15 protein-coding genes are annotated in these 12,223 nt (G+C 70.9%); 9 read left to right on the top strand and 6 right to left on the bottom strand.

The window, feature by feature from the left end; all coding sequences use genetic code 11:
- Positions 1–56: 56 nt before the first annotated feature.
- Both LT972_RS11275 and LT972_RS11270 read left to right on the top strand, forming a co-directional pair.
- Positions 57–1,289: an MFS transporter gene (locus tag LT972_RS11275; RefSeq protein ID WP_232570445.1), complete on the top strand. Its 1,233-nt coding sequence runs from the start codon at positions 57–59 to the stop codon at positions 1,287–1,289.
- Positions 1,290–1,328: 39 nt separating this feature from the next.
- A complete protein-coding gene (locus LT972_RS11270) occupies positions 1,329–2,000 on the top strand; it encodes a CPBP family intramembrane glutamic endopeptidase (protein ID WP_232570443.1) in 672 nt (223 codons plus the stop codon).
- Here LT972_RS11270 and LT972_RS11265 read toward each other — a convergent pair whose 3' ends face one another.
- Positions 2,001–2,456 (bottom strand): MGMT family protein, encoded by a 456-nt coding sequence (locus LT972_RS11265; protein ID WP_232570441.1) that lies wholly within the window; start codon positions 2,454–2,456, stop codon positions 2,001–2,003.
- An 84-nt stretch (positions 2,457–2,540) separates the two neighbouring features.
- On the opposite strand from LT972_RS11265, the gene trpC reads away from it, so the two are divergent.
- From trpC to LT972_RS11245, 4 genes are read left to right on the top strand one after another with little or no spacing between them, the layout of a single operon-like run.
- Positions 2,541–3,305 (top strand): indole-3-glycerol phosphate synthase, encoded by a 765-nt coding sequence (trpC, locus tag LT972_RS11260; protein WP_232570440.1) that lies wholly within the window; start codon positions 2,541–2,543, stop codon positions 3,303–3,305.
- Positions 3,302–4,579 (top strand): tryptophan synthase subunit beta, encoded by a 1,278-nt coding sequence (gene trpB / locus LT972_RS11255; protein ID WP_232570438.1) that lies wholly within the window; start codon positions 3,302–3,304, stop codon positions 4,577–4,579. Before trpC ends, trpB begins: the two co-directional genes overlap by 4 nt.
- Positions 4,576–5,406: a tryptophan synthase subunit alpha gene (trpA, locus tag LT972_RS11250; protein ID WP_232570436.1), complete on the top strand. Its 831-nt coding sequence runs from the start codon at positions 4,576–4,578 to the stop codon at positions 5,404–5,406. The genes trpB and trpA overlap by 4 nt, the downstream gene beginning before the upstream one ends.
- A 24-nt stretch (positions 5,407–5,430) precedes the next feature.
- Complete coding sequence (locus LT972_RS11245; protein ID WP_232570434.1) at positions 5,431–6,228, top strand: 2-amino-3,7-dideoxy-D-threo-hept-6-ulosonate synthase; 798 nt, start codon at positions 5,431–5,433, stop codon at positions 6,226–6,228.
- 30 nt (positions 6,229–6,258) lie between these two features.
- Here the strand turns inward: LT972_RS11245 and LT972_RS11240 are convergent, their stop codons facing one another.
- Positions 6,259–6,561 (bottom strand): hypothetical protein, encoded by a 303-nt coding sequence (locus LT972_RS11240; RefSeq protein ID WP_232570433.1) that lies wholly within the window; start codon positions 6,559–6,561, stop codon positions 6,259–6,261.
- A 139-nt stretch (positions 6,562–6,700) separates the two neighbouring features.
- On the opposite strand from LT972_RS11240, the gene LT972_RS11235 reads away from it, so the two are divergent.
- Positions 6,701–7,867 (top strand): 3-dehydroquinate synthase II, encoded by a 1,167-nt coding sequence (locus tag LT972_RS11235; RefSeq protein ID WP_232570431.1) that lies wholly within the window; start codon positions 6,701–6,703, stop codon positions 7,865–7,867.
- On the opposite strand, the gene LT972_RS11230 is transcribed toward LT972_RS11235, so the two are convergent.
- The 3 genes from LT972_RS11230 to LT972_RS11220 all read right to left on the bottom strand — a co-directional run bounded on the left by LT972_RS11230 (position 7,868) and on the right by LT972_RS11220 (position 10,516).
- The gene (locus tag LT972_RS11230) at positions 7,868–8,323 is read right to left on the bottom strand and encodes a zinc ribbon domain-containing protein (protein ID WP_232570429.1); all 456 of its coding nucleotides are present in this window, start codon (positions 8,321–8,323) and stop codon (positions 7,868–7,870) included. It lies immediately after the preceding gene.
- Between the two features lie 51 nt (positions 8,324–8,374).
- Positions 8,375–9,106: a type I 3-dehydroquinate dehydratase gene (locus tag LT972_RS11225; RefSeq protein WP_232570427.1), complete on the bottom strand. Its 732-nt coding sequence runs from the start codon at positions 9,104–9,106 to the stop codon at positions 8,375–8,377.
- A 456-nt stretch (positions 9,107–9,562) separates the two neighbouring features.
- Complete coding sequence (locus LT972_RS11220) at positions 9,563–10,516, bottom strand: transcription initiation factor IIB (protein ID WP_232570425.1); 954 nt, start codon at positions 10,514–10,516, stop codon at positions 9,563–9,565.
- A 139-nt stretch (positions 10,517–10,655) separates the two neighbouring features.
- On the opposite strand from LT972_RS11220, the gene LT972_RS11215 reads away from it, so the two are divergent.
- Together LT972_RS11215 and LT972_RS11210 are read left to right on the top strand one after the other, a co-directional pair.
- Positions 10,656–11,366, top strand: coding sequence for a helical backbone metal receptor (locus tag LT972_RS11215; RefSeq protein WP_232570424.1), 711 nt, complete (start codon positions 10,656–10,658; stop codon positions 11,364–11,366).
- Between the two features lie 25 nt (positions 11,367–11,391).
- Positions 11,392–11,955 (top strand): DUF84 family protein, encoded by a 564-nt coding sequence (locus tag LT972_RS11210; RefSeq protein ID WP_232570422.1) that lies wholly within the window; start codon positions 11,392–11,394, stop codon positions 11,953–11,955.
- Here the strand turns inward: LT972_RS11210 and LT972_RS11205 are convergent.
- On the bottom strand, positions 11,937–12,197 hold the full coding sequence (locus LT972_RS11205) for a hypothetical protein (RefSeq protein WP_232570420.1): 261 nt from the start codon (positions 12,195–12,197) through the stop codon (positions 11,937–11,939). The genes LT972_RS11210 and LT972_RS11205 overlap by 19 nt on opposite strands.
- Between the last annotated feature and the right edge of the window lie 26 nt (positions 12,198–12,223).

Here is a 12,223-nt window from a genome sequence, read left to right as displayed (position 1 = left end):
CTACTAAAATTTACTCCCGGGAACGACCTTTACGGTGGCTCCTGTAGCCACACTCGATGGCAGCGAGTCGGCACGTCGTGTGGCGGTACTACGCCTACCTCGCCACCACCGCGTACGGCTTCTACCTCCCGGTCGGCCTGCTCTACCTCCAGTCGGAGTACGGGTGGGCGGTCGTCGGCCTGACGCAGGGCGTGTTCTCCTTCGCGCTCCTGCTCGCCGAGATTCCCACCGGCTACCTCGGTGACCGCGTCGGGCGGCGAGCCAGCCTCGCCGTCGGGAACGCCATCTCTGCGGGCGCGCTCGCCGTGTTCGTCTTCCTCGACTCGCCGACCGAGTACGTCCTCTTGTACGCCGTCTGGGCGTTCGGGTGGGCGTTCCGCTCGGGCACCGAGCAGGCGTGGCTGTACGAACTGCTCGCGGCCGAGGACGAGGACGACGAGTACGCGCGACTCAGCGGGCGCGGGAACACCGTCCGCCTGCTCACCTCCGCCGTGACGGCCGTCCTCGCGGGCGTGCTCGTGACGTACGGTTGGGGCGTCCCGCTGTTCGCGAACGCCGCGCTCTCCGCGGTCGGCATCCCGCTGGTGCTCGCGCTCCCCGCCGTCGGCGACGCCGAAACCGACGGCGACGACGCGCCCGACCCCGCTGACGCGTTCTCCGTCCGCGAAGCCCTCGACACCCTCCGACTGCAGGTCGCGCGCCCCGAGGTTCGGTGGCTCGTCGCGTACGTCGGCGTGTTCCACGTCCTGTTCGCGGTGACGCGGCCCTACGAGTCGCCCATCGCCGAGCAGGTCGGCGTCCCGGTGGCCGCGCTCGGCGTGCTGTTCGCGGCGTTCAAGGTCGTCTCCGCGGGCGCGTCCGCGAGCGCCGGGTGGATTCGGGACGCCGTCGGCACGCGGCGCGCGCTCGCGCTCCTGACGCCGGTCTACGGGCTGGCGTACGCCGCCGTCGCGTTCGTCCCCGTGCTCGTCGTGCCCGTGTTCTTCCTGAACCGGAGCGTCCAGCGCGTCGTCGGTCCGCTCCGCGACCAGTACCTCAACGACCGCCTCGCGGACGTCGGGCGGGCGACGGTGCTGTCGGGCGCGTCGATGGCGCTGTCCCTCGCGTCCGGCACCGCGAACCTGTTCAGCGGGCAGTTGGTCGCCGCGCTCGGGCCGTTCCGGTTCCTCGCGAGTGCGGGCGTCCTGCTCGCGGGCGCCGGCGGCCTGCTGTGGCTCGCGGTGTCGCCGGTGCGCGAGGAAGGCGCCGCGACGCCGGGCGCGAACGCCCCCGCCGCGGACGCGGACTGACCGCCAGTTTTCTGGTCGCGCGTCGCGTCCGTCCGCCAGATGGCGACCGATTGGACGGCGTTCGGCGCGTTCGCGGTGGTCGTGACGCTCGCGCTGGTGGCGCTTACCCGGCAGTCCGCGGCGATGCTCGCGGACGACGCGGCGCCAGACCTCTCCTCGACGGCGCTGCTCGCGAACACGACCGCGTCACAGGCGGTCGTCGGCGCCCTCCTGGTGGCCGTCGGGTGGGCGACCGGCGTCCCCGCGTCCGCTGTCAGCCCCGGCGTCTCCGTCGACGCGGTCGCCGTCGGCGTCGGTGCCGGCGTCGCGCTCGCCGCCGGGAACGAGGCGACGATGCGCGCGCTCGACGCCGCCGGCCTCTCCTACGACTCGTCGCTCCGGGACGCGCTCGCGCCCGACTCGCTCGCCGGGTGGGCGCTGTTGCTCGGCGTCGCGCTCCCGGCAGTCGCCGGGTTCGAGGAACTGCTCTTCCGCGGCGTGCTGGTGGGCGCGTTCGCCACCGGATTCGGCGTCGACCCGTGGCTCCTCGTCGTCCCCGCAAGCGTTGCGTTCGGCGCCGCACACACCGCACAGGGGTTCACGGGCGTCGTGGTGGCGTCGCTGCTCGGCCTGGCGCTCTGTGCCGTCTATCTCGGGACCGGGAGCCTACTCGCGCCCGTGGTCGCACACTACGTCGTGAACGCCGTCGAGTTCGTCGTCCACGGTCAGTAGTCAGGACTCGATTTCGCGGAGCCTGCGGGCGACGCGGTCGGGCGCGCCGCTGGGCGCGTTCCGGATGCGGTGGTCGGGAACGAGCAGCGGGACGGGGTTGGCAGCGAGCGCGTCCCGCACCAGTTGGCGGTCCTCCTCGCTGTCGGGGTCGGCGTCGGGTACCTTCCGGAGCAGGCGCTCGACGGAGATGCGTTCGCCGTGGGGGACGTTCCGGACGGCTTCGAGGACGGCGCGCTGGTCGGTGGGAACGGTGAGGCCGACGGTCACGTCGTCGAAGTGGTCCTCGCCGCCGGCGAGGTAGTCCGCGATGCGGTCGAACAGTTCGTGGTCGTCGTCGGCGTCCCCCGGAACTTCGGCGGGGAAGGAGACGCTGATGACGCGGTCGCCCGCGACGCCGAGTTGCACGTAGCAGTCCAGCGAGTCGAAGTACCGCGCGTAGATGCCGGCCGCGTCCATGCGTGGACTGTCGCGTCTCGCGGCCTTGTAGGTTCGGCGAACTGCACAAGTCTTATGTACAATCTAGTGCATCAATGAACAACGATGAACGAGACAGCGGACCTCGCGCCCGCGGTGCGGTCCATCCTCGACGCCGCCCGGGAGCGCGACGCCCCCGACCGACGCCTGTCGGTGTCCCCGCGCTCGCTGCCCGATGCGCTCGCGGCCGCCGACGCCGACGGCCGGGTACCGACAATAGCCGAGGTGAAACCGACGAGCCCCACGACCGACGGCGAGCGCCGCGACGACCCCGCCGCGCTCGCCCGCGAGATGGTCGAAGGCGGCGCCGCCGCAATCTCCGTGCTCACCGAACCCGAGCACTTCGGTGGCAGCCCCGACGCCCTGCGCGCCGTCCGCGACGCCGTCGACGTGCCCGTCCTCCGCAAGGACTTCCTGCTCCGCGAGGCCCAACTCGACGCCGTCGAGGCCGACGCCGTGTTGCTCATCGCGCGGTTCCTCGGCGACGACCTCGCGGGGATGCTCGCGGCCGCCCGCGACCGCGGCTTCGACGCGCTCGTGGAGGTCCACGACCGCGACGAACTCCAGCAGGCGCTCGACGCGGGCGCCGACCTCGTCGGCGTGAACAACCGCGACCTCGCCGAACTCGTGGTCGACCTCGAAACCTTCGAGACGGTGGCGCCCCACGCTCCGGACGACGTGACACTGATTGCCGAGAGCGGCGTGACGACGCCCGCCGACGCCCGCCGGATGCGCGAGGCCGGCGCCGACGGCTTGCTCGTCGGGAGCGCCATCATGGACGCCGAGGCCGGCGACGTGGAGTCGAACACGCGGAGGCTGGTGTCCGCATGAGCGAGTCCGACCGCCCCGGGAAGTTCGGCGACTACGGCGGCCAGTACGTCCCCGAGGTGCTGATGCCGGCCGTCGAGGAACTCGTGGACGCCTACGAGCGCTACGTGCTCGACAACGAGGACGGCTTCGTGGACGACTTCCGGTCGCGCATCCGCGAGTTCGGCGGCCGCCCGACGCCGCTCTCGCACGCGGACAACCTCAGCGAGCGCTACGGCTTCGACGTCTACCTCAAGCGTGAGGACTTGCTCCACGGCGGCGCGCACAAACTCAACAACGCGCTCGGACAGGTCCTGCTCGCGAAGTACATGGGCAAAGAGCGAATCGTCGCCGAAACCGGCGCCGGCCAGCACGGCACCGCGACGGCGATGGCGTGTGCGTACCTCGACATGCCCTGCGAGATTTACATGGGTCGAACCGACGTGAACCGCCAGCGCCCGAACGTCTTCCGGATGCGCCTCCACGACGCCGAGGTCAACCCCGTGGACGTGGGTTCGGGGACGCTCAAGGAGGCCATCAACGAGACGATGCGGGACTGGGCGACGAACGTCGAGGACACGCACTACGTCATCGGGAGCGTCGTCGGCCCGCACCCGTTCCCGGCGATGGTGCGTGACTTCCAGTCGGTCATCAGCGAGGAGGTCCGCGAGCAGTCCCGCGAGCGCCTCGGCGAACTCCCCGAGGCCGTGATTGCGTGCGCGGGCGGCGGGTCGAACACGATGGGTGCGTTCTCGGCGTTCGTCGGGAGCGCCGCGCTCGCCGGAGCGCCCGAGGGCACCCAGGACGCGGCGCCGGACGTCGACCTGCTCGCGGTCGAGGCGGGCGGCTCCAGTCTCGGCGTGGACGCCGACGAGGGGTACGCGCCGAACTCCGCCAGCCTCTCGACGGGCACGGAGGGCGTGCTCCACGGCGCGCGCACGAAACTCCTCCAGACGGGCGACGGCCAAATCGTCGAGTCCCACTCCGTCTCGGCGGGCCTCGACTACGCGGGCGTCGGCCCGGAACTCGCACACCTCGTGGACGAGGGTCGCGTCGAACCCGTGAACGTGGACGACGACGCCGCGCTCGAGGCGTTCCACCGGCTCTCCCGCGAGGAGGGCATCATCCCCGCGCTCGAATCGAGTCACGCCGTCGCGTACTTGGAACAGTACGACGGTGACGGCCCGGTCGTGGTGAACCTCTCGGGGCGCGGCGACAAGGACCTCGACACCGTCGTCGAGGAGTCGACGGCGCGCGACATCGACGGCGCGCCGACGATGGAGGTGTTCGAGGAGTGAGCCGGAGCGACCTCGCGGACGCGTTCACGGACGACTCGGCGCTCATCTCGTACGTCGCGGCGGGCGACCCGAGCGCCGACGCGACGAGAGAGTACGTCGAGGCGCTCGTCGAGGGCGGGAGCGACGTGATAGAACTCGGGCTCCCGTTCTCGGAACCGGTCGCCGAGGGCACCACCATCCAGAACGCCATCAAGCGCGCGCTGGACGCCGGCATGACGCCCGACGCCTACCTCGACCTCGTCCGGAGCCTCGACGTGGACGTGCCGGTCGTCTGCATGACGTACTACAACCTCATCTACCAGTACGGCACCGAGTCCGGCCCCGAGGAGTTCGTCGAAGCGGCGGCGGACGCGGGCATCTCCGGGTTCGTGGTGCCCGACCTCCCGGTCGACGAGTCCGGGCCGCTGTACGAGGCGTGCCGCGAGCACGGCCTCGACTTGGTGTTCATCGTCGCGCCGACGACCACCGAGGAGCGCCTCGACCGGATGCTCGACCGCACCACCGGATTCGTCTACGTGCAGGGCCGCCTCGGGACGACGGGCGCCCGGGACGAGATGAGCGACGACACGCCCGCGGCGCTCGACCGCCTCCGGGACGCCGACGTGCCGAAGGCCGTCGGGTTCGGCATCTCGTCGGGCGAGCAGGCCCGCGAGGTCGTCGCGAGCGGCGCCGACGGCGTCATCGTCGGGAGCGCATACGTCGACCTGATTGCCGAGGGCGTCGAGAACGACGACCCGACCGACGCCGTCGCGGAGCGCCTCCGCGACCTCGCCGCCGAACTGAAGGCGGGCGCGACGGCAAGTGTGCCGGAACCGGAACGCAAATAGCCGACCGTTTGCTACTCGTTGACAATGACAGACGCAGGGAAAGCGAGCCGACTCGACCGCATCGGCACAGACGGCCGATTCGTGACGATTCCGATGGACCACGGCATCACGCTCGGCGCCGTGGACGGCCTCGTAGACATCGAGGCCACCATCGACGCAGTGACCTCAGGGGGCGCCGACGCCGTCCTCACGCAGAAGGGCATCGCGCCCCGCGTCCACCCGAACAAGAACGACGCCGGCTACGTCGTCCACCTCAACGCCTCCACCACCATCGGCCCGGACGCCAACGACAAGCGCCTCACGGGCACCGTCGAGGAGGCCGTACGCGCCGGCGCCGACGCCGTCTCCTTCCACATCAACGTCGGGAGCGACCACGAGCCCGACCAAATCACGCAACTCGCGGAGGTCTGTGACGACGCCGAACGCCTCGGCATTCCCGTCCTCGCGATGGCCTACGCCCGCGGTCCGGGGGTCGACGAACACGACGCCGAGAATCTCGGGCACGCCGTCCGCCTCGCCGAGGAGGTCGGCGCGGACGTGGTGAAGACCGCGTACTCGGGGAGCCGAGAGAGCTTCGAGCGCGTCGTCGAGTCGACCGCCAAGCCGGTAATCATCGCCGGCGGGAATCCGGACGGCGACCGAGAGACCCTCCAGAACGTCCGGGACGCGATGGACGCCGGCGCCGCCGGCGTCTCGATGGGACGCACCGTCTTCCAGCACGACGACCCCGGCGCGATGGCCGCGGCTATCGCCGAAGTCGTCCACGAGGGCGCCGCGCCCGACGAAGCCCTCCGGGTCGCCGGCCTCCCGGTCGAAGCCTGAGCCCCCGGTCGAATCTCTCCTCGCAGTTCCTCAGATGTCCGCGTAGTCGACGCGCCACTCCGGCGGCAGGTCCGCGAGCGTCTCCCGCAGGTCCGCCGTCGCCAGTCCGAAGAACCGCTCCCGGCCGACCGCCGTCCGGAATCGCGCGATGACGGTGTTCGGCGTCGCCTCGAAGACGGTCGCCGAACAGCCACAATCGGCGCGTTCGAGGCGCGCGCACTCGGGCTTGCGTTCGGCGAGTTCGCTGCCGAGGTCCCAACTCAGCGACTGTGCGGCCGTCATCGGGAACGGGACGCGGTCCGCGAGAAAACTCCCTCCTTCGCGTGTCGCCATACCCCACGAGAGGCAGTCCCGCGTGAAAAACCGTGGCGTTCCGGAAGCCGACGCGCACCGGCGCGCGGGTCGACTTCCGGCCGCGCAAGAAGGCGGGGGTCCGGTACGTTCAAGGCCGCACCACGCCACCGTCTCTCCAATGACACGGTCCGTCTGGCTGAAGGCCGACGACGCGGTCGGCGACTGGGAGACGCGGAAGCGACGCATCACCGCCGGCCTCGAAGCCGGCGTCGACTGGGTGCTCGTCGACGAACGAGACGTGGCGCGCGTCCGCGAACTCGGCTCCGTGAACGTCGCCGCGTTCCGCGCCGACGACGTGGACGTCATCGACGAAGCAGACCCCGAGGCGGCCGCCGAACCGGACGCCTACGTCGTCGGCAAGAGCGGCGAGGGCGACGGCACGGTCGACCTGCCCTCGGACTTCTCCGGGAGCGCGGACCTCTCCGCACTCCGCCGCGACAACGCCGACGCGGGCTACGTCCGCATCCTCGACGAGGACTACGAGGCGTTCGCCGAAGCCGTCGCCGACGACGCCGAGTACACGCTCGTCGTCGGCGAGGACTGGACTATCATCCCGCTCGAGAACCTCATCGCGCGCATCGGCGACGAGACGACGCTCGTCGCGGGCGTCGAGTCCGCCGCCGAAGCCGACACCGCCTTCGACACGCTCGACATCGGCGCCGACGCCGTCCTGCTGGACAGCGACGACCCCGACGAGATTCGACGCACCGTCGACGTCCGGGACGCCGCCGAGCGCGAGCGCCTCGAGTTGGCGTGGGCGACGGTCACCGAAATCGAGGAGGCCGGGAGCGCCGACCGCGTCTGCGTCGACACCGGGAGCCTGATGGCCGACGACGAGGGGATGCTCGTCGGCTCGATGAGCCGCGGGCTGTTCTTCGTCCACGCCGAGACTGCCGAGTCGCCGTACGTCGCGGCACGCCCGTTCCGCGTGAACGCGGGCGCCGTCCACGCCTACGTCCGCACCCCGGACGGCGGCACGAAGTACCTCGCCGAACTCCAATCGGGCGACGAAGTGCAGGTCGTCGACCGCGACGGCCACACCCGGACCGCGGTGGTCGGGCGCGCGAAAATCGAGAAGCGGCCGATGTTCCGCGTCGAGGTCGAGACGGAGGCCGGCGACCGCATCGAGACGCTGCTGCAGAACGCGGAGACCATCAAAGTCGCCGGGCGCGACGGACGGACGGCCGTCACCGACCTCGAAGCCGGCGACGAGGTGCTCGTCTACCTCGAGGAGGGCGGCCGGCACTTCGGCGAGACCGTCGAGGAACGAATCATCGAGCAGTAACTAGTTCGACTCCGCGTCCGCCGGCTCGCCGTCGAGACGCTGCGTACACCACGGACAGAAGTCGAGGTCTTCGTCCAGTTCCTTCCCGCAGGACGGACACGTTTCGGCGGCCGGCTCGGGCGGCGACTCGCTCCCGCCGGCGTCACCAGTGGCCCCGCGTGCCGTCGACTCGGACTCGCGCACGGCGACGAGGTACGCGTCCGCGACGTTCAACAGCCGAATCGCCAGCAGGCTCAGCGTCACTTCGATGCCGAACGACTCGCTGGCCTCCAGTAACCCCTGTGCGCCCCGCGCGTTGAACGCCTCGTACGCGGACGTCGGGACGACCAGCGCCGCGGTGGCGATGGCGAGCACGAACCACGACAGCGCCCGCACCCACTTCCGCAAGTAGACGTGACCCAACCCCGGGTAGACGAACCCGAGAACGGCCGCAATGACTCCGCGTCGATTGACCACAGTGCCCGCAACTCCGCGCCCTGCACCCCTAAAACCACCGAACGGCGAACGCTACCGGAGGTCCGCGACGAGCCGCCGGAGCGTCGCCGCGTCGTACTGGCCGGGCGCTGTCGCGTCCTCGCTGTCCACGGGCGCGTACCCGATTCGCGACCCGTACAGCGGCGCGACCGGGCGCGTGTGCCGGCCCGCTTCGCCCATCGCCATCGTCGCCACCGTCATCCCCGCCGCGCTGTACTCGTGGGTCACCCGGAGCAAGTCCAGGGCGTCGCCGCGGTCCTCGGCGGTCACCGCGAGTTTCCCGACGTCGCCGAGCGAACAAGCCTCGCCGAGCGTGCTCGCCAACTCCGAGAGCGGCGGCGTCCCCTCGAAGTCGTGACTCGACACGATGGTGGTCGTATCTGCCGCCCGCGCCGCCGCCAGCACCTCCGCGCCGTTCCCGCGCTCGTCGACCGCCGCGTCGTCCTCGCCGCCACCGTCTCCGTCTACGTCGTTCTCGTCGCTCCCGACGAGCGACGCCAACTCCACGTCCACGGCCGCGACGCTCTCGGTCTGTGCTGCCTCCACGAGCGCGTTCACGCGCCCGCCCTCCTCGGCCTCCCCGCCCTCCCACGTCGGGCGGTTCGTCGCGATGACCGGCAGTTCCCCGTCGTAGTCGTCCAGCGCCGCCAGCGGGTCGTCCGCGAGGTCCATCCGGAACTCCACGGCGTCCGCGTGCTCTCGCGCTCGCTCCTCGTCGGCGAGGTCGCCGACGCTCGCAGCGAGCACGAACTCCTCGAAGTCCATGCACGGTCCTGTGACGCCCTAGCGCAATACGGTTTCGGAGTCGTGGACGGTCCTCGTTTTCTGATTGGTTCTCTCGGCCGGTGTACTTCGTGGGAATGACGACGCCTCGAAAGCCCCGAGGGTGTGGACTCGGTGCGCTCGCTGCGCGCTTCACTCGCTTCGCTCGTTCCAGTGCTTACGTCGCGCGCCTTCGTCCACACCCTCGCCCCTTTCGGAGTCCACCCCGTAGCCTGCCGGCTGACCAACCGGCATCGGGTGGACTGAAAGGGGCGGCGCGCTCGTGAGTCGAGACGACGCAAGCACCACAGCGACCGGAGGGAGCGAGGAGCGCAGCGAGTCACAGGCCACGAGCGCGCCGGGGCTTTCGAGGCGTCGTCCCCAGCGAACGCAGCAGTCGCTACGAAGCAGTCCCACCACACGAACCGAAAACGCGAAAAACGGCGGAATGAACCGAATCTAAACCGGAATCGTGTCCTCGGCTTCGAGGAGCTCGTGGTAGCGGTTCCGAATCGTGACTTCGGAGATGTCCGCGACCTCGGAGACCTTCGCCTGCGTGGTCTTCTCGTTGGTGAGGAGGGCGGCGGCGTAGACGGCGGCGGCGGCGAGGCCGACCGGCGACTTGCCGGAGTGGACGCCCTTGTTCTTCGCGGTCTTGAGGAGTTCGCGGGCGCGGTGGCTGGCCTCGTCCGAGAGGCCGAGGTCGGAGGCGAAGCGCGGGACGTAACTCTCGGGGTCGGCGGGCGCGACTTCGAGGCCGAGTTCGCGCACGACGTAGCGGTAGGTGCGCGCGATTTCGGCTTTCTCGACGCGGCTCACGTCGGCGATTTCGTCGAGGGAGCGCGGGACGCCGGCCTGTCGGGCGGCGGCGTACACGCAGGAGGTTGCGACGCCCTCGATGGAGCGGCCGGGCAGCAGGTCGTCTTCGAGCGCGCGGCGGTAGATGACCGAGGCCGTCTCGCGGACGTTGTCCGGCAGGCCCTGCGCGGAGGCCATCCGGTCGATTTCGCCGAGGGCCTGCTTGAGGTTGCGCTCCTTGGCGTCGCGGGTGCGGAAGCGCTCGTTCCACTTGCGGAGACGCTGCATCTTCTGGCGCTGGTTCGAGGACAGCGAGTTGCCGTAGGCGTCCTTGTCGCGCCAGTCGATGTTCGTGGACAGCCCCTTGTCGTGCATCGTGTTCGTCGTGGGTGCGCCGACGCGGGACTTCTGGTCTTTCTCCTTGGAGTCGAAGGCGCGCCACTCGGGCCCGCGGTCGATGCCGTCCTCCTCGACCACGAGGCCGCAGTCGGCACACACCGACTCGCCGTGCTCTTCGTCGTTGACGACGAGGCCGCCACACTCCGGGCAGCCGTCGGTCGTCTCCGTTTCGTCCGTGCGCTCCTGCTCTCGGGAACGCATGCGTGCGTCTGTCATTGGCGTAAGTCCCCCCGGAAAAACCGGATGAGTCGTAGCCAACTCATTTACCCAATTCGCACTTAAGAGTTCCGAAGCCGCCCGCTACCACGGACTTGTATCACGACACCTTTTGGCACTCCGCGACGAACTACCGGCGATGCGCGCCGTCTCGCTCGCCCCGAGCGCCACCGCCGCCGTCGCCGCGCTCGGCGCCACGGACCGACTCGTCGGCGTCACGAACCACTGCGATGCCGACGCGCCCGCGGTCGGCGGGTGGCTGAACCCCGACGACGACCGCGTCGCCGAACTCGACCCCGACGTCGTGCTGACGAGCGACGCCCTCCAGACCGAGATTCGGGACGACCTCCGCGACCGCGGATTCGCGGTCCACCACACCGCACCGGAGACGCTCGACGAGGTGCTCGACTCGTTCGCCGCAATCGGCGACGCCGTCGGGCTTGCCGAACGCGGCGAGCGACTGGAAGCCGAGAGCCGGGAGCGCGTGGCACGCGTCCGGGAGCGCGCGCCCGCCGACCGCCCGGTCGTCTACTGCGAGGAGTGGTCGGACCCGCCGATGGCCGCCGGGAACTGGGTGCCCGACGTGGTCGAAGCCGCGGGCGGCCGGTACCCGTTCCGCGACGCGGGCGAGCGCTCCGGCGAGGTGGACGCCGACGAGGTACGCGCCGCCGGCCCCGACCACGCCGTCGTCCACGTCTGCGGGAAAGGCGACAGCACGGACGCCGACCCCGCCGCGCGCTGGGGCCTCGATGCGACCGTACACGTCGTCGACGACAGCCTCCTGAATCAGCCGAGCCCCAGACTCCTCGACGGCCTCGAACGCCTCGCCGACCTGCTCCGGGACGCCTAAGGCCCGCCGGCGCCCCGCCTCGGGTATGCGCGTAGCAGTCGGCTCCGGCAACCCGGTGAAGCGAGACGCGGTCGCGGCGGCGCTCCCCGACGCGACGGTCGACGCCGTCCCCGTCGAGAGCGGCGTCAGCGAACAGCCGTGGGGCGACGACGAGACGGTCGAGGGCGCACGGAATCGCGCACGGCGAGCGCTCGGCGACGAGTACGACCTCGCGGTCGGACTCGAAGGGGGTGTTTGCGCGGTCGAGCGCCGCGAGACCGCGGGGAACGCGAGCGGTGAAACCGCGAGCAGCGAGCGCGGCGACAGCCTCTTTCTGGTGATGTGGGCGGCCGCGACGGACGGCGAGCGCACCGAAGTCGCGGCCGGGCCGCGGCTTCGACTCCCCGAGTCGGTCGCAAAGCGACTCCGGGACGGCGAGGAACTCGGGCCGGTGATGGACGACGTACTCGACACGTCGGGCGTCGCGGAGAACGAGGGCGCCGCCGGCGTGCTCACGGCCGGGATGACCGACCGCACCGAGGCGCTCCGAACCGCGGTCGCTGGCGCGCTCGGGCCGTTTCTGACCGACTACTACGAGACGAGCGCGTAGCCCGCGCCACCGAGGAAACACGCCAGCGCGAGCGTCGCCACGGCGACCCGAGGGAGCGCGGTGCCGTCGCCGGCGAACGTCTCGGACCGGCCGTCGAGGGCGAACAGGCCGCCCGCGACGAGCGACCCGACGCCGACGGCGACGGCCCACACCTCGACTGGGCCTGCTTGGAGGGCGCTGCGACCGAGCGAGAGGAGGCCGGCGAGCGCGAACAGCCCGCCAGCCGCGTCAGTTCGGTTCACGCGTTCTCGTACGCGCTCCACGGAAA

Source organism: Halobacterium litoreum, from assembly GCF_021233415.1.
GTDB classification, from domain to species: domain Archaea; phylum Halobacteriota; class Halobacteria; order Halobacteriales; family Halobacteriaceae; genus Halobacterium; species Halobacterium litoreum.
Note: the sequence above shows the minus strand (reverse complement) of the source record. Positions and strands in the feature narration are given on the sequence as shown.

Bases quoted from the DNA above. Each gene is read 5' to 3' on its own strand.
- LT972_RS11240 (WP_232570433.1), bottom strand. From the start codon at position 6,561: ATGGCGACACGCGAAGGAGGGAGTTTTCTCGCGGACCGCGTCCCGTTC.
- LT972_RS11215 (WP_232570424.1), top strand. From the start codon at position 10,656: ATGCGCGCCGTCTCGCTCGCCCCGAGCGCCACCGCCGCCGTCGCCGCG.
- LT972_RS11265 (WP_232570441.1), bottom strand. From the start codon at position 2,456: ATGGACGCGGCCGGCATCTACGCGCGGTACTTCGACTCGCTGGACTGC.
- trpC (WP_232570440.1), top strand. From the start codon at position 2,541: ATGAACGAGACAGCGGACCTCGCGCCCGCGGTGCGGTCCATCCTCGAC.
- LT972_RS11225 (WP_232570427.1), bottom strand. From the start codon at position 9,106: ATGGACTTCGAGGAGTTCGTGCTCGCTGCGAGCGTCGGCGACCTCGCC.
- LT972_RS11245 (WP_232570434.1), top strand. From the start codon at position 5,431: ATGACAGACGCAGGGAAAGCGAGCCGACTCGACCGCATCGGCACAGAC.
- LT972_RS11235 (WP_232570431.1), top strand. From the start codon at position 6,701: ATGACACGGTCCGTCTGGCTGAAGGCCGACGACGCGGTCGGCGACTGG.
- LT972_RS11270 (WP_232570443.1), top strand. From the start codon at position 1,329: ATGGCGACCGATTGGACGGCGTTCGGCGCGTTCGCGGTGGTCGTGACG.
- LT972_RS11220 (WP_232570425.1), bottom strand. From the start codon at position 10,516: ATGACAGACGCACGCATGCGTTCCCGAGAGCAGGAGCGCACGGACGAA.
- LT972_RS11210 (WP_232570422.1), top strand. From the start codon at position 11,392: ATGCGCGTAGCAGTCGGCTCCGGCAACCCGGTGAAGCGAGACGCGGTC.
- trpB (WP_232570438.1), top strand. From the start codon at position 3,302: ATGAGCGAGTCCGACCGCCCCGGGAAGTTCGGCGACTACGGCGGCCAG.
- LT972_RS11275 (WP_232570445.1), top strand. From the start codon at position 57: ATGGCAGCGAGTCGGCACGTCGTGTGGCGGTACTACGCCTACCTCGCC.